A 21,411-nucleotide genomic window follows, 5' to 3' on the forward strand; every position below is an offset into this window, starting at 1 on the left:
TTTACTATATTTGACATAGATATTGGTTGTTTAGCGACTTCAAGATACTGAATTTCAGTATCTTGACCAATATCTAATCAATTTATTTTGCTTTAAATAATTACACCCAACGGGTTAGAACTTAAATTTTCAGAACGCCAAATTTTTAGAATTAGAATCATTAAATTCGGTTAATAATTTGTAATTTTAAACAAACTAATCCTCCGATGAATCCCATTTTTATTGACAAAATCGAAATCCTAAAACTCTATAAACGCGTTGATACACATACTCACAAAGGCATTCAGGGTCACGCTTTAATCATTGGCGGAAGCTATGGAAAAATTGGAGCTGTTTGTCTTTCATCCAAAGCGGCTCTTAAAAGCGGTTGCGGTTTAGTCACTGCTTTTATTCCAAAATGCGGGTATGAAATTGTGCAAATCTCCATTCCCGAAGTGATGGTTTTGACTGATGTTCAGGAAAAATTCATCTCGAATATCACTTTCGATATCAAGCCACAAGCGATAGGAATTGGTCCGGGAATAGGGCAGGAAGTTGCCACGCAAACAGCTTTTCATGAATTCCTAAAAACCAATAAAACACCTTTGGTCATTGATGCGGATGCGTTGAATATTCTATCCCAAAATAAATCTTGGCTTTCTTTATTACATCCTAAAACCATTATTACACCACATCCCAAAGAATTGGAGCGATTGATAGGAAAATGGAATTCAGAACCTGAAAAAATCGAAAAAACAATAACTTTTTCAAAACAATATCATCTTATTATTGTGATGAAGGGCGCTCCAACTCATATAATTGATGGCGATACAATTTACGAAAATACAACAGGAAATGCGGCTCTGGCCACCGCAGGATCGGGCGATGTTTTAACAGGAATGATCACCAGTTTATTGGCCCAATCCTATGAACCAATAAATGCAGCCATATTGGGTGTTTACCTTCACGGATTAACTGCTGATATTGCTTTGCCCGAAACCGGTTATCAATCCTTTGTTGCTTCGGATGTTATTGCAAATATTGGGAAAGCCTTTTTGAGTTTAGAAAACAAGGATTAGTATTTTGTTTTCCATTTGTCATTCGTGACAAATTATACGCAATCATTCTACAAAATTGTAATTAAATTCATCCTACTTATTTGTAAGTTTGTAGTCAAGAAAAATAGCTTTATCCAATTCAATTATGGAAAAAACACCCCATCTTAGAACCGTAAATGTTACAAGATACATCACTCCTTTGCGGGAAGGAGGTTCCTTACCTGCACTTGCGGAAGCCGATGACGATTTTAAATATGTGTTGAAATTCAAAGGTGCCGGTCACGGTGTAAAAGCCTTAATCGCCGAATTAATTGGCGGTGAAATAGCCCGTGTTTTAAACCTAAAAATGCCCGAATTGGTTTATGCCAATCTCGACGAAGCTTTCGGACGAACAGAAGCCGACGAAGAAATTCAGGACTTGCTTCAAGGAAGTCAGGGACTTAATTTGGCTTTGCATTATTTATCGGGTGCCATCAATTACGATCCTGTTGTAACGGTTGTTGATCCTGTTTTAGCGTCTCAAATTGTTTGGTTGGATGCCTTTATTACTAATGTCGACCGGACATTCAGAAATACAAACATGTTGATTTGGCACAAGGAATTGTGGCTGATTGATCACGGTGCAAGTCTATATTTTCATCATTCTTGGACTAATTGGGAAAAGCATGCACAAAGCCCTTTTGCACTGATAAAAGACCACGTATTATTACCTCAGGCTTCTTTGCTAAAAGAAACGGATGCGATATTCAAAGAAATATTAACTGACAAAGTGCTACAGTCCATTGTGAATCTTATTCCGTTGGAATGGCTGCAATGGGAAGATACGGATGAAACTCCCGAAGCCATCCGGGAAGTTTATTTCCAGTTTTTATCCATACGCTTAAACCATTCCGAAATTTTTATAAATGAAGCCCAAAATGCAAGAGAAACACTTATATGAGTATGCCGTAATCCGGGTTGTACCAAGGGTAGAACGCGAAGAATTCCTCAATGTGGGTATTATACTCTTTTGCAAAAAAGCCAAGTTTATAAAAGTGCTCTGTTCAATTAATGAAGCTAAACTTCAATTGTTTTCAGCCGATTTAGATTTGGAACAAATGCATTTAAATTTGCAGGCATTTGAGAAGGTGGGACATGGCGAGAAATCGGGTGGGCCAATAGCGCAATTCGATATTCCGTCCCGTTTCCGTTGGTTGACCGCCATTCGTAGTTCGGCTATTCAAACCTCAAGACCGCATCCGGGCATGTGCGATGATTTGGAACAAACAACACAACGCCTGTTTGAAGAAATTGTTTTGTAAAAGAGATTTAAACTCAAAAATTGTAGTCATAATTTGGGCGTAACCCCAAAGCAGAAAATCCCGTTTTATATTCACGAATTTGCGGCTTTGGGGTCGGGCTTTTGGCTCTATCTTTATTTTTTGAAAGAAAAAAAATAAAGGATACCGCCGCAATCCCTTACGCGAGCAGCCGAAGATTAAGAGAAATTTTACTTATCGCTAGATTCTATTTTCTTGAAATAACTTTTCCAATTGTTCAAGGCAAGCAGTAATACCTTGCTCAAAGCCCATTTCTATTATGGTCTTTATTTCTTCTTCACTTGAATAAATCATCTTGAATTCAACCAAAGTACCATTGTTTGTTTGAGTAAAAACAATTGATCCAGTTGAAACGGGTAGGGAAGTGTTTACATTTCCTTCTGCATCACAAAAACTATCTTTGATTTCAAAGCTTTCGTGAGGTCTTATTGCAGTATAGTCCATTCGTCCCCAGTGTTTTTCATTTTCAGGACTTACCATAGCATACAACCAATATCCACCAACTGAGAAGTCCATTGTTTTAGTTTCGGCTTTCCAAGGTTGTGGTGCCCACCATTGTTCCAGTAATTCACTTTCCGTGTAAGCACGCCACACTTTTTCAAGCGGAGCATTAAATTCTCTGGAAACAAGAACTGATTTTTCCTCTAAATCTTTTATTACTAGTGTTTTGTTGCTATTTTTCATTTTGAATTAAGATTTGTTTATAACCAGTTAACCATTTTTGTAAATGGACTATGAAATTACGCTATTTTTTTCTCTAACACAATTAATTCCAAGGGTTGTTCGGAGATTGAAATATGAACATCGCTTGCAGGGAACGGTTCTCTTGCTCCTGTATCTGCATAACCATGACGTTTGTACCATGCTATCAATTCCTCCCGAACGGAAATCACTGTCATTACAATTTTTGGTAATCCCAGAGTTGAAGCATGAATTTCGGCCTGCTGCAATAATTTTTTGCCAATGCCACTGTTTTGTAATTCTGGCGAAACGGTCAGCATGCCTAAATACAATTTTTGTTCTTTCTCCACCAACAACACACAACCTATAATCTGTTCGTTCTCCGTAAATTTCAGAATTGTATTTTTTGTATTCTGAATGATTTCAGCAAGTTCTTGTTCATTAGTTCGGAGTCCTTCTAGAATATTGGCTTCAGTGGTCCATCCTTTTTTAGAAGATTCCCCGCGATACGCTGAATTGATTAATTTATTTAATAAGGAAACGTCTTCTAAAGTTGATTTTGTAATCATGAATACTAATGTTATATTTTTTTATTTGTCTTTTTCAAAGGTAGAAAAAAGGATAACACAATTAGATTTTGGTATTATAGAACCTAGAGGAATTGGAGAAATCCCAACTATCGAGGTTGAAAGCTAAAAATACTTGAAAGCAAAAGTTCTAATTTCAAAAAAGTAATTCTGAAAGTAAAAGCAATAATTGTGTAACATTCCTTCAAAGTAATTCTGTTAATTTAGTTTTGTGTGATAATGACCTGATAAATCGAAATTTATATTATCTATAGTATTGATAATCAATGCTAAATTGAATTTTTTAAGGAATTTATCTTAACTTTGAATAAAGAAATTTAATACTAATTTAATAGCTGTAATATATGAAAAATTTAAAGATTATTTGGATAATACTGATTGCTTTTGCAATAAACGTAACACCTACATTTGGGCAATCGACTGCTAGAAAAAATAAAGTTATTGCAGACAGTCATACCGCCAAAGCAGAGTTCATTAAAAGTGATCCTTTAATGAAAGGACTTTTTGAAAAAGCGGCAGGTTATGTTATTTTTCCTAATGTTGGTAAAGCAGGATTTGGTATTGGAGGAGCAGCTGGAAACGGTGTTGTATATGAACATAACACGATGGTCGGTATGGCTAAATTGTCGCAATTGAGCATAGGATTTCAGGCAGGCGGACAAGCGTACCGAGAGGTAATATTTTTTGAGACAAAAAAGGAATTGGAACGGTTTAAAGAAAGTCGATTCGAGTTTTCCGCTCAAGCTTCAGCAGTTGCCGTAACCGAAGGTGCCTCCGCAAATGTAAAATATACAGAAGGCGTCATGGTATTCACCATGCAAAAAGGGGGACTCATGTACGAAGCATCGATTGGCGGGCAGAAGTTTAAGTTTAATAAATTGTAAGATTCTTTACTATTTCAAATTCGAGCGATTTAGTTTTAAACTGCTCGAATTTGATATATTAGAATTATTTAAAACAAAACGGCTGAGAAATTTTTCAGCCGTTTTTGTCTTTTTAAGAGGGAGCTATAGAAACTAGGCTAAAAACGCTTTCAATTCTTCATACGTTTTAATCTTTACACTTACTTTCTCTTTTCCTAATACACTTTCAATTTGTGTTGGAATCGGCAGTTTTACGTTTAATGTTGGTTCAACTGTATCCAAAAACTTAATAGGATGGGCGGTTTCTAAGAATATACCTATAGCATTTGGGTGGTTTTGTAATTCTTTTTTCAATCCTAGATAACCAACAGCTCCGTGAGGTTCTGCAATATAACCATCACTATTGTAAATGGTTTTCATGGCTTCTAAAGTCTCTGCATCAGAGAATGTAAACGAAGAAAAATCTTTTTTAAATTGCTCTAAATCATTGTCGTACATTTCCTGAATTCGGATGAAATTACTTGGATTCCCCACATCCATCGCATTCGAAATCGTAGCGATAGAAGGTTTTGGATCGTAAATTCCATTTTCTAAAAACCTCGGAACAGTATCATTTACATTCGTAGCGGCTACAAAATGCTCAATAGGCAATCCCATTTTTTTTGCAATAATCCCCGCACAAACATTTCCGAAATTTCCACTTGGACAAGAGAAAACTAAAGGTTTATCTTGTTTTTTTAAGACTTTATACGCAAAGAAAAAATAAAACATTTGCGGCAACCAGCGTGCAATATTTATCGAATTCGCCGAAGTCAGGTTTTTATGTTTTAGACTTTCGTCCAAAAACGCTTTTTTGACCATATCCTGGCAATCATCAAAAACGCCATCCACTTCAAGCGCTTTAATATTCTGACCCAAAGTGGTTAATTGTCGTTCCTGAATATCGCTCACTTTTCCTGATGGATACAGTATTATCACTTCAACGCCTTTTACGCCAAGGAAACCGCTGGCCACAGCGCCACCAGTATCACCGGAAGTTGCTACAAGAACTGTGTTTTTACTGTCTTTGTTATCTTTATTGAAATAACCTAAACAACGTGACATGAATCGTGCGCCTACATCCTTGAAGGCCATGGTTGGGCCATGAAACAATTCAAGGGAATAAATGTCTTTTTCCACTTCAACGAGAGGGAAATCAAAACATAAAGTTTCGGCAATGATTTGCTTTAAAGTTGATTCTGGGATTTCGTCACCCACAAATTGTTGAATCGCTTCAAAAGCAATTTCCTCGTTGCTTAATTTTTCGATAGCATCAAAAAAAGCAGGTGCTAACGGGGTAATGGTTTCCGGGAAATACAATCCTTTATCGGTTGCTAATCCTTGTATTACGGCTTCTTGGAAAGAAACTTTGGGTGCGTTATGGTTTAAACTGTAATATTTCATTGTGATTTTTGATTTCTGATTTAAGATTAACGGTTTTTTATTTGTTCTCGAAGATAAGCTACATCTGAAATGCTTCGTCAGTTCGTTGACGCTTGGGTCAAAAATCGTTAATCAAAAATCTTAAATGTTTCATTTTAAGTGTTCTCCTTTAATTTGTGCTATAAAATTTTCATTCCTTCATCGTTCACTTTAGAAACATGAATTTCATAAGGTAAATTCATGTCGTCGTAAACAGCGCTCATGGCTTTTGCAATTTTATCAGCGGTTTCCTTTCCTTTGCTTAAAGCAAAAATTGAAGGACCTGAACCTGAAATTCCAGAACCTAAGGCTCCGTTTTCGTAAGCTGTTTTTTTGATTAAATCAAATCCTGGAATCAATACACTTCGCAACGGCTCTACGATTTCATCATGTAATGAACGTCCGATTAATTCATAATCTTTGGTGTACAATCCGGCAATTAATCCGCCTACATTTCCCCATTGCGTAATGGCACTTTTCAAGGAAACCGTTTGTTTCAATACGGAACGTGCGTCCGAAGTTTTCAACTCAATTTGAGGATGTACCACAGTGGCGTACAATTCTGATGGACTTTCTATTTTAATAATGTCTAATGGATTTGAACTTCTCACCAACGTAAAGCCGCCCAAAAGTGCAGGAGCAACGTTATCAGCATGAGCGTTTCCGCTGGCTAATTTTTCGCCTTGCATAGCGAATAAAACCAATTCTTTTCTCGTAAATGGACGTCCTAGTAATTCATTGATTCCAAAAACAGCACCCGCTGAACTGGCGGCACTGCTTCCAATTCCGCTTCCGGCTTTGATGTGTTTGTAGATTTCGATCTCAAAACCAAATTCCGTTTCAACGGCTTCGAGCAGCGCCAAAGCAGATACTCCGGCCACATTTTTTTCGGTTTCCAAAGGCAAATCAGCACCCACAATTTTAGTGATGCGAATCCCTTTTATGTCTGATTTTCGAATAATCATTTCGTCACCCGCAGTTTCTAAACACAGTCCGAGGACATCAAATCCACAAGAAAGATTGGCGATTGTAGCGGGGCAAAATATTTTTATTTCATTCATGATTTCTTGTTTCATGTTTAAAGTTTCAGGTTTAAAGTTGTTGCCAGTTGTAGAACTTGAAACTTTAAACAAAGAAAACTTTAAACTATTTCTTATACGTTTCCAATTCTAATCACATCAGCAAAAATTCCTGAAGCCGTAACTGCAGCTCCGGCACCTGCACCTTTTATCAATAAAGGTTGGTCCACATAGCGGTCCGTAAAGAATAAAACAATATTGTCTTTTCCTTCCAAATTGTAAAAAGGATGGTCTTTAGGAATGAATCTTAAACTAACATTTGCTTTTCCGTTTTCGAATTGTGCCACATATTTTAAACGAGAATCTTTGCTTAAAGCCTCCTTGTAAATAGTTTCAAAATGTGCCGCATGAATTTTCAGGGATTCGAAGAAAGCTTCATTTGAAGTTGTTTCGAGACATTCAGCCGGCATAAACGATTCATTCGCAATTTCGTCAATTTCCATTTTGTAACCGCTTTCTCTGATCAGGATTAATATCTTTCGGGCAACGTCAATTCCGCTCAAATCAATTTTAGGATCCGGTTCTGTAAATCCTTGTACACCAGCTTCTTTAACGACATCATGAAAAGTGTTTTTTTTATCAAAATTATTAAAGATAAAGTTCAAACTTCCTGATAAAACAGCTTGAATTTTATTCACTTTATCACCAGAGGCAATCAGGTTTTTTACGGTATCAATAATTGGTAATCCAGCTCCAACATTAGTTTCAAACAGAAACGGAGCGTTGAATTGTCTGGATAGTTTTTTTAATTTTTTATAATTGTCATACTCCGATGCACAAGCAATTTTGTTACAAGTGACTACGGCAATATTTCGTTTTAAATATTGTTCGTAGGTTTTAGATACACTTTCATTAGCTGTGATATCCACAAAAATACTGTTGCGTAAATTCAGTTCTTTTACGTTTGCAATGAACTTTTCTTTGTCAGCAGGTTCTCCGGTTTCCAATAAAAATTGCCATTCTTTTAAAGCGATTCCGTCCTCGTCAAAATACATTTTTCGAGAATTGGACAACGCAATAACGCGCAGATTTATTTTTAGATTTTCTTTTAGGAATTTCTTTTGTTGGTGAATTTGCTCGATGAATTTCTCCCCTACATTTCCAACACCCATCACAAACAGGTTCAACTGCTTTGTATTTTCTTCAAAAAAGTTTTCGTGTAAGGTATTCAACGCCTTCTTAACATCTCTTTCGTTGATAACCGCCGAAATATTTCTTTCGGAAGCTCCTTGCGCAATCGCTCTGATGTTTACGTTATTTTTCCCCAAAGTACTAAACATTCGACCACTTAAGCCTTGGTGATTTTTCATGTTTTCACCAACTAAAGCAATAATGCAAAGGTTTTTTTCAACAATACAAGGGTCAATTTTGTTTTGTAATATCTCAATTTCAAAAGCTTTATTTATAGCTTCTTCGGCAACTTCAGCATCAGAATTTAAGATTCCAATACAAATTGAATGCTCCGAGGAAGCCTGAGTAATGAAAATTACATTGATATTTTCATGCGACAATACTTCAAAAAGCCTTTTAGAAGAACCGCTGACACCAATCATTCCAGATCCTTCAAGAGTTATTAAGGTGATGTTATCGATATGGCTAATTCCTTTTACCGGATTAGTGTGCGCCATTTCTTGATTTGAAATATAAGTTCCTTCGGCTTTTGGCTCAAAAGTATTTTTGATAAGAATTGGAATATTCCTTTTCAATACCGGTTGAATGGTTGGCGGGTATAAAACTTTGGCACCAAAATGCGACAACTCCATCGCTTCTTGGTAAGAAATGAAAGCAATAGGCTGTGCTTGTTTTACAATTTTTGGATTGGCGGTAAACATACCGTTTACATCTGTCCAAATTTCTAAGTCGGAAGAATTCAATGCTCCCGCCAGAATTGCAGCTGTATAATCGGAACCACCACGGCCCAAAGTAGTATTTATGCCATCAAGTGATGCGGCAATAAATCCGGGCATTACAACCACTTGATTATCATTCGATGCAAAAAAATCAGCAATTAATTGATTTGAAACTTCAAAATTTACTGTGGCTTTCCCGAAATGATTATCAGTTTTTATTAATTCGCGACTGTCTTTATAACCGCTGTTTTTTAGATTTTGTTTTAATGCTTCTGCGATAATGTAAGAAGACAATAATTCTCCAAAACTTAGAATAGTATCAGAAGTTCTATTCGATAATTCACCCAAAAGAAAACAGCCGTCCAATAAAGTTTCCAGATGGTTTACGATCCTTTTTACATGGCTTAACAAGCTGCTTTGTTCACTTACAGGAATAAATTCTTTTAAAGCATCTAAATGTTTTTTCTCTATTTCGGCAAGAATATCTTTGAAGCTTTCATCACCCGCAGCCGCTTTTTGGGAAGCGAGTTGCAGTAAATCCGTTACTTTGCTAAAAGCAGAAACTACTACTATTAATTTTTCCTCTTGTGCTTTATTAATGACTATGTCCAGAACTAGTTTTATATTTTGTGCATTGGCTACCGAAGTTCCGCCAAATTTTAATACTTTCATTTTGTTTGTTTTATTTTAAAAAAAGGAAATGCTATTTATACATCCAATATCTTTCCTTCTTTAAAAAAAAGAAAAATACAAAATAGGATTATATGTTAAATGTATACCCCTAAGGGGTAGTAGATGTTGTAGTTGTAAACGTAGAAGCAACAGAAATTGCAACCCAGATTTGAGTTGTTATCGAAGATTGATATGTTGTTCTATTTGCTTTCATTATTGTTTTTCAAAAGTACAATTTTTTATAAAAAGTGGAACACTTAATGCCTTTTTTGCGAATATTTTAAAAATTCAATCGCAACTGGATTAAAATTAGATATTGTTTAAAAATACTAGCTATTTATTGAAGCTATTCTTATTATTGTTTAAAATTCTGATCTATTGGTGAGTAGATTTAAGTGTTTTTTTTAAGGATAAATGCGAACTTAATAGCGTTTTATGCCTGATAGCCTAAATTTTTATTTAATTTTAAACAAAAACAAGTTTGAATTTTATATTGCAGATTCTAATCATTTGAAAATAAATAGAAAGGGATTTGAACAATAATAGTAAAGATAGGATTATTTGCATGAAATCTATTTATTGGGTTTTTTTATAGTTGAATTTTAAATTATCAATAAAATATGTTGCTTTTTAATATTGATTTATTCAATTTTGGGCAATTAAACAGAACGTGAAATGGACAATACACATTATATAAGTACAGCTGTACTTTCTTTAGAAGCTTTGCACGAAATTATCGCTCATCATAAATCTTTGGAGTTATCTGACGAAGCAAAAATTAACATCCAGAAATGCAGGGATTATTTAGATAAAAAAATGGAGACGCACTCAGCGCCTATTTATGGAATAAATACAGGTTTTGGGTCACTCTGTAATGTAAAAATCTCAAACGAAAATTTATCAAAACTTCAGGAAAACCTTGTAAAATCGCACTCTTGCGGAACAGGAGAAGAAGTACCAAATGAAATTGTCAAACTGATGCTGTTGCTTAAAATTCAATCTTTGAGTTATGGTCATTCAGGAATACAATTGCAAACAGTTGAGCGTTTGATTGCATTTTATAATAATGATATTTTACCTATAATATATACGCAAGGTTCTCTTGGAGCTTCGGGCGATTTAGCTCCATTGGCACATTTGTCCTTGCCTTTATTAGGCGAAGGAGAAGTGTTTTTTGAAGGGAAAAAAGTCCATTCCAGTGTAGTTTTAAAACAGTTTAACTGGGAACCTATCGTTTTAAAATCGAAAGAAGGTCTGGCTTTATTGAACGGGACACAATTTATGAGTGCTTATGGCGCACATATAATTATGAAAGCCAATAAATTCTCTTATTTGGCAGATTTAATAGGCGCCATTTCCCTAGAAGGGTTCGATGGAAGAATTGAACCTTTTAATGAATTAATCCATTTTATTCGACCTCATAAAGGTCAAATTGTAACTGCTAATCGTATAAAAGGTATTCTTGAAGGAAGCGATATTATAGAACAAGTAAAAATTCACGTTCAAGATCCATATTCTTTTAGATGTATACCTCAGGTTCACGGTGCATCAAAAGATGCCATTGACTATGTGAAAAAAGTTTTTAAAACAGAAATCAATTCGGTGACGGATAATCCAAATATATTTGCCGAAAGTGATCAAATCATTTCCGGAGGTAATTTTCATGGGCAACCATTGGCATTAGCCTTGGATTTCATGGCAATTGCTTTGGCTGAATTAGGAAGTATTTCTGAAAGAAGAACCTATCAATTGATTTCAGGTTTACGTAATCTTCCTGCATTTTTGGTTGATAATCCAGGACTGAATTCGGGTTTAATGATTCCTCAATATACAGCGGCCAGTATTGCAAGTCAAAATAAACAATTAGCAACACCTGCAAGTATAGATAGCATCGTGTCTAGTAACGGACAAGAAGATCACGTAAGTATGGGAGCTAATGCAGCTACAAAAGCATTGCGAGTTATGGATAATTTAGAGCGAATTTTAGCTATTGAATTGATGAACGCTTCGCAAGCCATCGAATATAGAAGACCGTTAAAATCGAGTGATTTTATAGAAATGTTTCTAGGTGCGTATCGTGAAGAAGTTCCATTGGTAAAAGAAGATCGCATTTTACATTACGATATAGAAAAGTCAGTGTCTTTTTTGAATAGTTTTCAGATCGAAGATGATTTGTTAACATTATAATAACATTAGCATATAATAAAGAAGTAATTTTGCAATCTAAAATTAATAAAATGTCATTAAATAGTATTTTCCAATTTTTGGTTCCTAAGGATAAAAAGTTCTTTCCTCTTTTCGAACAAGCTTCAAGTAATTTAATTGAATTGGCTTCCAATTTGCATGAAGCAGTAAATCTTCCGTTAAAGGAGCGTGAAGTTCTTTTTCAAAAAATAGATACCTTAGAACAAAAAGGAGAAGATATAACACGTCAAACCAATCTTGAGCTAAGCAGAAATTTCATTACCCCATTTGATAGAGAAGATATTCATTCCTTAATTACTTCAATTGACAATGTGGCTGATTATCTTCACGGAGCCGCCAGCAGAATGCGCTTGTATCAGGTAGATAAAATTACTAAGTCTATTAGAAAACTGACAGAAATCAATCTTGAAGCTTGTCAACATATTGATGTAGCGGTAAAGGAACTTAGAAATTTAAAAAATATCAAAAAGATTACTGATGCTTGCGCAAAAATAAATAAGTTAGAGAATAAATCTGATAATGTTTACAATAAAGCTGTTTTCGAAATCTTTGAAAATGAAACTGATGCAAAAAATATTATTAAGTATAAAGAAGTGTTGTCAGTTTTAGAATCAGCAACTGATAAATGTAAGAGTGTCGCAAGTGTTTTAGAATCAATTTCTGTAAAACATTCTTAATCTTTCAGTTTCATTTTAAAAATTTATTATGACTTTACTTATTGTTATTATAGTTTTGGCTTTAATTTTTGATTACATAAATGGTTTTCATGATGCTGCTAATGCTATAGCTACAGTTGTTGCTACAAAGGTATTAACTCCTTTTCAGGCCGTAATTTGGGCCGCATTTTTTAACTTTTTGGCCTATTGGGTTTTTGGTTTAGGTGTCGCAAATACGGTCGCAAAAACCGCTGAAACCAGCGAAATTAATCTTACTGTTATACTGGCAGGAGTAATCGCTGCTATTGTTTGGAATCTAATTACATGGTGGCAAGGAATTCCTTCCAGTTCTTCACATACACTGATAGGTGGTTTTGCTGGAGCTGCATTGGCGCATGCTATTGTTGTTCATGGTTTTGGTGACTACATGGTCCTTGAAGAAGGTGTTGCGCATACCAGACACTGGTATAATATCGTAAGTTGGTACAAAGCAGGTAAAGACGGTGGAATGCCATCTGGGGTTTTTATCATTGTTGCTTTTATTGTTTTGGCACCATTATTAGGAGCTTTAATTTCCTATTTAATCTCAATATGGCTTTTAAACGCCTCCAAAAAAAGTATTTTTCCTAAAATTTTCACGTTGTCTTTAATGGTATTGACAATTTGGTTTGTGCAAGGCCAAATGGTGAATTATGCTGATATTGAGAAACCACGTTTTGATTCTCATTTTTGGAGCTTTGTTTTTGAATCTCATAACATAAAATGGTTTTTGGTTGCATTTATTATCTTAACAGTAAGTTTATTTTGCTTAATATTTAGCAGTCTAAATCTACACCAAGCCACAGCCTGGTTAAAGAAAATGCAATTACTTTCATCCGCGGCTTTTAGTTTAGGGCACGGTGGAAACGATTCGCAAAAAGTGATGGGTATTATTGCTGCTGCTGTTGCAGTATACATAAATACCACTGGAGCAGATATTTTTACTCTTCCAGAGTGGTTACAAGTGGTTCTTCCAAATGAAGACAAAGGCATCAAAGGCGCAATGCCAGGTTGGATTCCCTTAGCTTGTTATACTGCAATTGCTGTAGGGACTTTAAGTGGCGGTTGGAAAATTGTAAAAACAATGGGTTCCAAAATTACTAAGGTTACCTCCTTTGAAGGAGTAGCTGCCGAGACTGCTGGTGCATTAACGTTGTATTTCACGGAGCATTTCAAAGTGCCGGTAAGTACAACACATACGATTACTGGGTCCATCATTGGAGTAGGGCTTACTAAAAGAGTTTCAGCGGTACGTTGGGGAATGACCGTAAGTTTATTATGGGCATGGGTTTTAACCATTCCTATTTCAGCTATTTTAGCGGGCTTGGTATACTACGCTTTAAGTTTATTTCTTTAAAATATTTCGATAGTTATTATTCATAAAAAAACCATTCCTCGTGAATGGTTTTTTTATGAATTAAATAGTCTTTAAAAACTAAAAAAAAATTAAAAATGACTTTTAAACCAAAATTTTTTTTCTTCTTATTTTTCGTTTATATTGGGTTTGTCTAAGGTCTTGATTTCCAGAAATGATGCTTATATTCCCATCGATCTCTAACATAGCTAATTTTACATCTTTAAAATATTCTAAGCCATGTTCGCGCATCGCTTCTTTTAATTCGTCAGCCGTGATGTTTAATCTACTTAAAGATTTAAAGTCTAAATTTCCGTCATGAATTAGAATCTCTGGTTTTTCCTGCATAAAATCGCTGAAACCTTTATATTTGTACATCAATTTCTTCAAAACAAAATTGATAAAGAAAAGTACGGTTGCCGCCGCTAATCCTCCCCAAAGTGTAGTGTCCTTGCCTACCATGGCGTTCTGCACAGAGTTACTAATTAATAAAATTAGTATTACATCAGCGGTATTCAGTTGTGATAATTCTTTCTTGCCAAAAATCCGTAAAGCAATAATCATAAAAAAATAAACGGATATGCTTCTCAATATAATATCGATATATGTATTCATTTTTTGCGATTATAAAATTAATTAAACCAATTTAAAATTCTTCTCAATGGCTTTTATCATTTCGCCAGCAATGTCTTTATTAGTAGCACCTTCAATACCTTCAAGTCCCGGCGAAGAATTAACTTCTAATAGTAAAGGCCCTTTTGCAGAACGAATAATATCTACGCCTGCGACTTTGAGATCCATGGCTTTAGCAGCTTTAATTGCGATGCGCTTTTCTTCGCTTGTTACTTTTATAATGGAGGCCGTCCCGCCGAGGTGTATGTTGGCTCTAAATTCACCTGGCATCGCTTCTCGTTGGATCGCAGCTACCACTTTACCGTCAATGACAAAACAACGAATGTCTTTTCCGTTGGCTTCTTTGATAAATTCCTGAACTAATATGTTAGCATTCAAGCTTTTGAAAGCATTAATAACGCTTTCAGCGGCTTTTTTTGTCTCCGCCAATACTACACCTTTTCCTTGCGTACCTTCCAGTAATTTTACAATTAGGGGAGAACCACCAACCATTTTAATTAGATCATTGGTGTCCAAAGGAGAATTTGCAAAACCAGTGGTAGGAATATCTACACCATGATTCAGTAATAGTTGCAAAGAATATAATTTATCTCGTGATTGCGTAATTGCGGTGGAAGAATTTAAACAAAAAACTTTTAAAGCTTCAAACTGACGCGTCAAAGCACAGCCATAAAAGGTAATACTAGGTCGGATTCTAGGGATGATAGCATCAAATTGATTTAGAATTTTCCCTCCACGGTAGTGAATTTCCGGCGTTTTTGCGTCTAACTTCATGTAGCATTCCTTAATATTCAAAAAGTGCATCTCATGACCACGCATTTCACCTGCTTCCATAATTCTCTTATTGCTATACAGGTCGGGATTACTGGCTAAAAGGCCTATGCGTAAACCAGAACTCGCTTTTTCAGAATTTTTATAAAGTTCCTTCAAACTTTCAGCTGTAGGTTGGCCTAAAAGATATTTTTGTTCAGGATCAACAAGAACTCTACCGCTCATGGCTTCACGGCCTAAAAGCATTCTAAAACCCATGGAATCCCTATTGGTCAATGTCATTTCTATTGGCCATATCGATTCTCCAATTTTTAAATTGGTTTTAATAACATAACGCTGCTCTCTAAATCCACTGGAACTTTTTACTATACGTTTGTCAACCAAAGGTGCCTCACAATGAATAACAGTTTTTAGGTTATTCTGAATGGGATTGATATCAAATTTTACCCAGTTGGCTTCATTTTTTATAAATGGGGCAATATTTATAGCGTGTAAGGCGGATGTTTTTGCACCTGAATCGACACGTGCTTTTATTGTTGGAATTCCTAATTCAGGGAATGAACACCATTCTTCGCTACCCAGGATGACTTTGTTTTGAGACATAAATTGATTTTATTTAACCTGTTCTTTTGAAATCAAATGTAAATATTTGTTTTCGAAAAAATAAGAATTTATGTAAATAATAAACCCGCTATGTCATAAAAACGTAACGGGTTATTAAGTATTTAAAGTTGAGATAAACTATAGATTGGTTGGTTCACCAGCCTTATGAACTTGTACCGTCAATTCTTGGGCTCCATCTTCAATATCCATAAAAATTTCATCTCCAGAAGCAATTTTTGAAGTAATAATTTCTTCAGCAAGGGTATCTTCAACATATTTTTGAATGGCTCTTTTCAATGGTCTGGCCCCAAATTGTCTGTCAAACCCTTTTTCCGCGATAAAAGCTTTCGCTTTGTCAGATAAACTTAGTTGATATCCCAATTCTGAAACACGAGCAAATAATTTTTTCAATTCGATTTCAATAATCAAATCAATATCATGTTTTTCTAAAGCATTGAATACAATTACATCATCGATTCTGTTTAGGAATTCTGGAGCAAAAGTTTTTTTCAACGCATTCTCAATAATACTTTTCGAATTATCATCGGCTTGGGCTACTTTGGCAGCAGTTCCAAAACCAACTCCTTGACCAAAATCTTTTAATTGTCTGGCTCCAACATTGGAAGTCATAATAATTATAGTGTTTTTGAAATCAATTTTTCGACCTAAACTATCGGTTAAATAACCGTCATCAAGAACCTGTAATAACATATTGAAAACATCAGGATGCGCTTTCTCAATCTCATCTAAGAGTACTACACAATATGGTTTTCTTCTAACTTTCTCTGTTAATTGTCCGCCTTCTTCATAACCTACGTATCCCGGAGGCGCACCCACAAGTCTAGAGATAGAAAATTTTTCCATGTATTCACTCATGTCAATTCGAATCAATGCATCTTCAGAATCGAATAGTTCTTTTGCTAATACTTTCGCTAATTGCGTTTTACCAACACCTGTTTGTCCTAAGAAAATAAAGGAACCAATTGGTCGGTTCGGATCTTTCAATCCGGCGCGATTTCTCTGAATAGAACGAGCAATTTTCATTACTGCTTCTTTTTGACCAATAACCTTACCTTCAATAAGTTCCGGTAATTTCGCAAGTTTGTTACTTTCGGTTTGAGCAATACGATTTACTGGAATACCAGTCATCATCGAAACTACATCGGCAACATTGTCTTCTGTAACTTCAATTCTGTTATTTTTGGCATCTTCTTCCCATTGTTCTTGGGCAATTGCTAAATCTTTTTCTATGCGTTTTTCGTCGTCACGAAGTTTAGCGGCTTCTTCATATTTTTGTTTTTTGACAACAACATTTTTCAATTCGCGAACATCGTCTAATTGACGTTCTAAATCCAGTATGGCTTTTGGAACTTCAATGTTTGTGATGTGAACTCTTGAACCTGCTTCATCTAAAGCATCGATAGCCTTGTCCGGTAAGAAGCGTTCTGACATATATCTGTCCGTTAATTTTACACAAGCTTCAATAGCTTCTTGTGTATAAGTAACATTATGATGGTCTTCGTATTTGTTTTTAATATTGTTCAAAATTGTAATCGTTTCCACAACGGATGTTGGTTCTACGATTATCTTTTGAAAACGTCTTTCTAGTGCTCCATCTTTTTCTATATATTGTCTGTATTCGTCCAAGGTCGTGGCACCAATACATTGGATTTCGCCTCTTGCTAAAGCAGGTTTAAACATATTAGAAGCATCAAGAGAACCGGTTGCACCACCAGCGCCAACGATCGTATGAATTTCATCAATAAAAAGAATGATGTCGTCGTTTTTTTCCAATTCATTCATAACCGCTTTCATGCGCTCTTCAAACTGTCCTCTGTATTTTGTTCCAGCAACAAGGCTCGCCAGGTCTAACGTAACCACGCGTTTGTTGAACAATATACGAGATACTTTCTTTTGAATAATTCGCAACGCTAAACCTTCGGCAATAGCTGATTTTCCTACTCCGGGTTCTCCTATAAGCAGTGGATTGTTCTTTTTACGACGGCTCAAAATTTGAGAAACACGCTCAATTTCTTTTTCGCGCCCCACAACTGGGTCTAATTTTCCCTCTTCGGCCATTTCTGTTAAATCTCTCCCAAAATTATCCAAAACTGGTGTTTTAGATTTTTTGTTTGACTTGTTGGCGGGATTATTAAAAGTTCCTTCTTTAAGACTGTCATCTTGTCCTGAATCGTCATTATAGGATTCGTTTCTTGGCAAGTTTTCTAAAAATTCTTCGTCATTTGGAGTCATATTTAAATATTGTTCTTTAGCTATATCATAATCAATTTTAAGTTTATTCAATAGCTTGGTTGTGGGATCGTTTTCGTTTCTTAAAATGCATAACAATAGGTGCGCTGTACTAATCGAGGAGCTCTGAAATACTTTTGCTTCAAGAAAAGTGGTTTTCAGCGCTCGTTCTGCCTGACGTGTCAAATGCAAGTTTTTCTTTTCTACATTGACTTCAACGCTAGGGCTTGCCGGACTTAGAATTTCTACCTTTCTGCGTAAATGATCTAGATCGACAGATAAGTTATTCAAAATTTGAATTGCTTTCCCATTACCATCTCTTAAGATCCCCAGCATCAGGTGTTCTGTTCCTATAAAGTCATGACCCAATCGCAAAGCTTCCTCTTTGCTATAGGTAATAACGTCTTTTACTCTTGGTGAAAAATTATCATCCATAATATATATTTGATACTGTAAATTTAGTGAATTAGTGATTGAAAAACAAAAATCGTTCCCTTAACAACTACTGTCAGCTAATAGACAAAAATATTAATAATATTAGCGTTAAATTTTATATAATTTATTAACTAAAAGGAAAGAAAAATTTGTTAATAAATCATTGAAATAAGTAGTCTGAAATAGGTTCAAAAATTTCAAAAAGACGTATATTGGCACGTTTTGAAACTAATATAATTTTTTAATATAACAACTTATGTCTGAAGGAGAAAAGTTAATTCCTATTAACATTGAAGATGAAATGAAAACAGCTTACATCGATTATTCGATGTCAGTAATTGTATCAAGAGCACTTCCAGATGTCAGAGATGGCTTGAAACCAGTACATCGAAGAGTACTTTATGGAATGCATGATTTGGGAGTAAACTCTAGATCTGCCCACAAAAAGTCAGCAAGAATTGTCGGGGAAGTTCTTGGAAAATATCACCCCCACGGAGATACGTCTGTTTATGATGCCATGGTTCGTATGGCACAGGAATGGAGTTTGCGTTATTTATTGATTGACGGTCAGGGTAACTTTGGTTCGGTGGATGGCGATAGTCCTGCAGCGATGCGTTATACTGAGGCTAGAATGCGTAAGATTTCAGAAGAAATTTTGGCGGATATAGATAAAGAAACGGTTGATTTTAAATTAAATTTTGATGATACCTTAGAAGAGCCAACGGTTATGCCAACACGTGTTCCTACCCTATTAATCAATGGGGCAACAGGAATAGCAGTGGGTATGGCAACTAATATGCCTCCTCACAATCTTACCGAAGTCATCAACGGAACATTAGCCTATATTGATAACAATGATATTGAAATAGATGAATTGATGAACCATATTAAAGCCCCGGATTTTCCGACCGGAGGGATAATATATGGATATGAAGGTGTTCGTGAAGCATTTAAAACCGGTAGAGGACGTATTGTAATGCGTGCTAAAGTTGGTTTTGAAGAAGTGGATGGTCGGGAGTGTATTATCGTTACCGAAATTCCATACCAAGTCAATAAAGCGGATATGATTAAACGTACTGCTGATTTGGTGAATGATAAAAAGATAGATGGTATTGCTAATATCCGTGATGAATCGGATAGAAACGGAATGCGTATCGTTTATATTTTGAAACGTGATGCTACACCAAACGTAGTTTTAAATACGCTTTATAAGTTTACACAATTACAATCTTCGTTCAGTGTAAACAATATCGCAATTGTAAAAGGGCGTCCGCAAATGTTGAATCTGAAAGATCTTATTCATTATTTTATTGAGCACCGTCATGACGTTGTGACCCGCAGAACGCAATTCGAATTAAGAAAAGCAGAAGCACGAGCTCATATTTTGGAAGGTTTGATTATCGCTTCTGATAATATTGACGAAGTTATTGCTTTAATCAAAGCTTCAAAAAGTACGGAAGAAGCAAGAGAAAAATTAATCGAAAGATTCAAATTATCAGACATTCAGTCTCGTGCAATTGTAGAGATGCGTTTACGTCAATTAACTGGTCTGGAACAAGATAAGTTAAGAACCGAATACGAAGAAATTATGAAGTTAATCGAGCATTTGAAAGCTTTGTTAGCCGATGTGAATTTAAGAACCGCGCTGATAAAAGAAGAACTGGAAGAAATTCGCGATAAGTATGGCGATGAACGTCGTTCTGTTATTGAATATTCAGGAGGAGACGTAAGTATAGAAGATTTAATTGCCGATGAAAATGTGGTAATTACCATCTCTCATGCAGGGTATATTAAACGTACGAATCTAACGGAATACAAAACACAAAATAGAGGAGGAGTTGGTCAAAAAAGTGCTGGAACAAGAGATCAAGATTTCTTAGAGCACATGTTTGTAGCAACGAATCATCAATATATGATGTTCTTTACTCAAAAAGGAAAATGTTTCTGGATGCGTGTTTATGAAATTCCAGAAGGAAGTAAAACCGCAAAAGGTAGAGCAATTCAAAATTTGGTAAACATAGAAAGCGACGATAAAGTAAAAGCATTTATTTGTACTCAAGATCTCAAAGATAAGGAATATATCAATAGTCATAATTTGATTATGGTAACTAAAAAAGGTCAGGTTAAGAAAACATCTTTAGAGAAATATTCTAAGCCTAGGGTAAATGGTGTTGCTGCAATTACCATCAAAGAAGGAGATGAATTATTGGAAGCTAAACTGACTAATGGAGAAAGCCAAATAATTTTGGCTGTAAAATCAGGTAAATTAGTTCGTTTTGAAGAAACTAAAACCCGTCCGATGGGAAGAACAGCTTCTGGAGTTCGTGGAATTACTCTTAAAGATGAAACCGATGAAGTAATTGGCATGGTTACTGTAAACGATATGAGCAGTGAAATTTTAGTCGTTGCTGAAAATGGTTACGGAAAACGTTCAAGTCTTGACGAGTACAGAATTACAAATCGTGGAGGTAAAGGAGTTAAAACTTTAAATATTACGGAGAAAACAGGTAAACTTATTTCTATAAACGCGGTTACGGATGCTGATGATTTAATGATTATCAACAAATCTGGATTAACTATTAGAATGGCTGTTGAAGATTTGAGAGTTATGGGTCGTGCTACACAAGGAGTAAGGTTAATTAACATAAAAGGAAACGATTCGATTGCAGCGGTTACAAAAGTAATGAAAGACGACGTTGCTGAAGTGATTGTTGATGAAGACGGAAATGTTATTGAATCAGAAGCTATCGAAAGAGTTAAGCCAGTATTAGAAGTTCTTGAGGATGAAAGAACGGAAGAAGATGATGACGAGGATGATTCTGAAGAGAGTGAAGAGGATGAAGAAGACGCTGACGACGACGCTGATGATGAAGCTTAAAAATTAGAATATAAACAAGAATAATTATTAAATAAAAA

General features: G+C 35.4%; 16 protein-coding genes. 8 read left to right on the forward strand and 8 right to left on the reverse strand.

Annotated features, from left to right (window positions below):
• The first annotated feature begins 206 nt into the window (after positions 1-206).
• The 3 genes from ACFX5F_RS14185 (at position 207) to ACFX5F_RS14195 (ending at position 2,338) form a co-directional block, all read left to right on the forward strand.
• Entirely contained in the window at positions 207-1,058 is an 852-nt protein-coding gene (locus ACFX5F_RS14185; RefSeq protein ID WP_379852672.1) for an NAD(P)H-hydrate dehydratase, read from the forward strand.
• Positions 1,059-1,182: 124 nt separating this feature from the next.
• Positions 1,183-1,977, forward strand: coding sequence for a HipA family kinase (locus ACFX5F_RS14190; protein WP_379852673.1), 795 nt, complete (start codon positions 1,183-1,185; stop codon positions 1,975-1,977).
• Entirely contained in the window at positions 1,955-2,338 is a 384-nt protein-coding gene (locus ACFX5F_RS14195) for a DUF3037 domain-containing protein (RefSeq protein ID WP_379852674.1), read from the forward strand. The genes ACFX5F_RS14190 and ACFX5F_RS14195 overlap by 23 nt, the downstream gene beginning before the upstream one ends.
• 198 nt (positions 2,339-2,536) lie before the next feature.
• Here the strand turns inward: ACFX5F_RS14195 and ACFX5F_RS14200 are convergent, their stop codons facing one another.
• A complete protein-coding gene (locus ACFX5F_RS14200; RefSeq protein ID WP_379852675.1) occupies positions 2,537-3,040 on the reverse strand; it encodes an SRPBCC family protein in 504 nt (167 codons plus the stop codon).
• Positions 3,041-3,096: 56 nt separating this feature from the next.
• Positions 3,097-3,606: a GNAT family N-acetyltransferase gene (locus ACFX5F_RS14205; RefSeq protein WP_379852676.1), complete on the reverse strand. Its 510-nt coding sequence runs from the start codon at positions 3,604-3,606 to the stop codon at positions 3,097-3,099.
• 362 nt (positions 3,607-3,968) lie between these two features.
• Here ACFX5F_RS14205 and ACFX5F_RS14210 point away from each other — a divergent pair, with 362 nt between their 5' ends.
• Positions 3,969-4,508 carry a lipid-binding SYLF domain-containing protein gene (locus ACFX5F_RS14210; protein WP_379852677.1) on the forward strand — a complete coding sequence of 180 codons (540 nt, stop codon included), beginning with the start codon at positions 3,969-3,971 and terminating at the stop codon, positions 4,506-4,508.
• A gap of 132 nt (positions 4,509-4,640) precedes the next feature.
• Here ACFX5F_RS14210 and thrC read toward each other — a convergent pair whose 3' ends face one another.
• From thrC to thrA, 3 genes are all read right to left on the reverse strand, one after another.
• Positions 4,641-5,930, reverse strand: coding sequence for a threonine synthase (thrC, locus tag ACFX5F_RS14215; protein WP_379852678.1), 1,290 nt, complete (start codon positions 5,928-5,930; stop codon positions 4,641-4,643).
• A gap of 158 nt (positions 5,931-6,088) precedes the next feature.
• The gene (locus ACFX5F_RS14220) at positions 6,089-7,009 is read right to left on the reverse strand and encodes a homoserine kinase (protein WP_379852777.1); all 921 of its coding nucleotides are present in this window, start codon (positions 7,007-7,009) and stop codon (positions 6,089-6,091) included.
• Positions 7,010-7,101: 92 nt separating this feature from the next.
• Complete coding sequence (gene thrA / locus ACFX5F_RS14225; protein ID WP_379852679.1) at positions 7,102-9,549, reverse strand: bifunctional aspartate kinase/homoserine dehydrogenase I; 2,448 nt, start codon at positions 9,547-9,549, stop codon at positions 7,102-7,104.
• Positions 9,550-10,224: 675 nt separating this feature from the next.
• On the opposite strand from thrA, the gene hutH reads away from it, so the two are divergent.
• Genes hutH through ACFX5F_RS14240 form a run of 3 tightly spaced genes read left to right on the forward strand, consistent with a single transcriptional unit; the run spans position 10,225 to position 13,806 of the window.
• Positions 10,225-11,736, forward strand: coding sequence for a histidine ammonia-lyase (gene hutH, locus ACFX5F_RS14230; RefSeq protein ID WP_379852680.1), 1,512 nt, complete (start codon positions 10,225-10,227; stop codon positions 11,734-11,736).
• A gap of 50 nt (positions 11,737-11,786) precedes the next feature.
• Complete coding sequence (locus ACFX5F_RS14235; RefSeq protein ID WP_379852681.1) at positions 11,787-12,431, forward strand: DUF47 domain-containing protein; 645 nt, start codon at positions 11,787-11,789, stop codon at positions 12,429-12,431.
• A gap of 28 nt (positions 12,432-12,459) precedes the next feature.
• Complete coding sequence (locus ACFX5F_RS14240; RefSeq protein ID WP_379852682.1) at positions 12,460-13,806, forward strand: inorganic phosphate transporter; 1,347 nt, start codon at positions 12,460-12,462, stop codon at positions 13,804-13,806.
• A gap of 102 nt (positions 13,807-13,908) precedes the next feature.
• Here ACFX5F_RS14240 and ACFX5F_RS14245 read toward each other — a convergent pair whose 3' ends face one another.
• The 3 genes from ACFX5F_RS14245 to ACFX5F_RS14255 all read right to left on the reverse strand — a co-directional run bounded on the left by ACFX5F_RS14245 (position 13,909) and on the right by ACFX5F_RS14255 (position 18,495).
• Entirely contained in the window at positions 13,909-14,418 is a 510-nt protein-coding gene (locus ACFX5F_RS14245; RefSeq protein WP_379852683.1) for a DUF421 domain-containing protein, read from the reverse strand.
• A 21-nt stretch (positions 14,419-14,439) separates the two neighbouring features.
• Complete coding sequence (gene rimK, locus ACFX5F_RS14250) at positions 14,440-15,810, reverse strand: 30S ribosomal protein S6--L-glutamate ligase (protein WP_379852684.1); 1,371 nt, start codon at positions 15,808-15,810, stop codon at positions 14,440-14,442.
• A 138-nt stretch (positions 15,811-15,948) separates the two neighbouring features.
• Entirely contained in the window at positions 15,949-18,495 is a 2,547-nt protein-coding gene (locus tag ACFX5F_RS14255) for an ATP-dependent Clp protease ATP-binding subunit (protein ID WP_379852685.1), read from the reverse strand.
• A 256-nt stretch (positions 18,496-18,751) separates the two neighbouring features.
• Between ACFX5F_RS14255 and gyrA the strand changes: the two genes are divergently transcribed.
• Positions 18,752-21,373 carry a DNA gyrase subunit A gene (gyrA, locus tag ACFX5F_RS14260; RefSeq protein WP_379852686.1) on the forward strand — a complete coding sequence of 874 codons (2,622 nt, stop codon included), beginning with the start codon at positions 18,752-18,754 and terminating at the stop codon, positions 21,371-21,373.
• Positions 21,374-21,411: the final 38 nt, after the last annotated feature.

The sequence above is a fragment of the Flavobacterium zhoui genome (assembly GCF_042787235.1).
Classification (GTDB): Bacteria; Bacteroidota; Bacteroidia; order Flavobacteriales; family Flavobacteriaceae; genus Flavobacterium; species Flavobacterium zhoui.

What these genes read in the sequence shown, in the direction of transcription:
- ACFX5F_RS14255 (WP_379852685.1), bottom strand. Translation starts at nt 18,495, where the DNA reads ATGGATGATAATTTTTCACCAAGAGTAAAAGACGTTATTACCTATAGC.
- ACFX5F_RS14195 (WP_379852674.1), top strand. Translation starts at nt 1,955, where the DNA reads ATGCAAGAGAAACACTTATATGAGTATGCCGTAATCCGGGTTGTACCA.
- ACFX5F_RS14220 (WP_379852777.1), bottom strand. Translation starts at nt 7,009, where the DNA reads ATGAATGAAATAAAAATATTTTGCCCCGCTACAATCGCCAATCTTTCT.
- ACFX5F_RS14245 (WP_379852683.1), bottom strand. Translation starts at nt 14,418, where the DNA reads ATGAATACATATATCGATATTATATTGAGAAGCATATCCGTTTATTTT.
- ACFX5F_RS14205 (WP_379852676.1), bottom strand. Translation starts at nt 3,606, where the DNA reads ATGATTACAAAATCAACTTTAGAAGACGTTTCCTTATTAAATAAATTA.
- ACFX5F_RS14185 (WP_379852672.1), top strand. Translation starts at nt 207, where the DNA reads ATGAATCCCATTTTTATTGACAAAATCGAAATCCTAAAACTCTATAAA.
- thrA (WP_379852679.1), bottom strand. Translation starts at nt 9,549, where the DNA reads ATGAAAGTATTAAAATTTGGCGGAACTTCGGTAGCCAATGCACAAAAT.
- gyrA (WP_379852686.1), top strand. Translation starts at nt 18,752, where the DNA reads ATGTCTGAAGGAGAAAAGTTAATTCCTATTAACATTGAAGATGAAATG.
- rimK (WP_379852684.1), bottom strand. Translation starts at nt 15,810, where the DNA reads ATGTCTCAAAACAAAGTCATCCTGGGTAGCGAAGAATGGTGTTCATTC.
- ACFX5F_RS14190 (WP_379852673.1), top strand. Translation starts at nt 1,183, where the DNA reads ATGGAAAAAACACCCCATCTTAGAACCGTAAATGTTACAAGATACATC.
- ACFX5F_RS14210 (WP_379852677.1), top strand. Translation starts at nt 3,969, where the DNA reads ATGAAAAATTTAAAGATTATTTGGATAATACTGATTGCTTTTGCAATA.
- ACFX5F_RS14240 (WP_379852682.1), top strand. Translation starts at nt 12,460, where the DNA reads ATGACTTTACTTATTGTTATTATAGTTTTGGCTTTAATTTTTGATTAC.
- thrC (WP_379852678.1), bottom strand. Translation starts at nt 5,930, where the DNA reads ATGAAATATTACAGTTTAAACCATAACGCACCCAAAGTTTCTTTCCAA.
- ACFX5F_RS14200 (WP_379852675.1), bottom strand. Translation starts at nt 3,040, where the DNA reads ATGAAAAATAGCAACAAAACACTAGTAATAAAAGATTTAGAGGAAAAA.
- ACFX5F_RS14235 (WP_379852681.1), top strand. Translation starts at nt 11,787, where the DNA reads ATGTCATTAAATAGTATTTTCCAATTTTTGGTTCCTAAGGATAAAAAG.
- hutH (WP_379852680.1), top strand. Translation starts at nt 10,225, where the DNA reads ATGGACAATACACATTATATAAGTACAGCTGTACTTTCTTTAGAAGCT.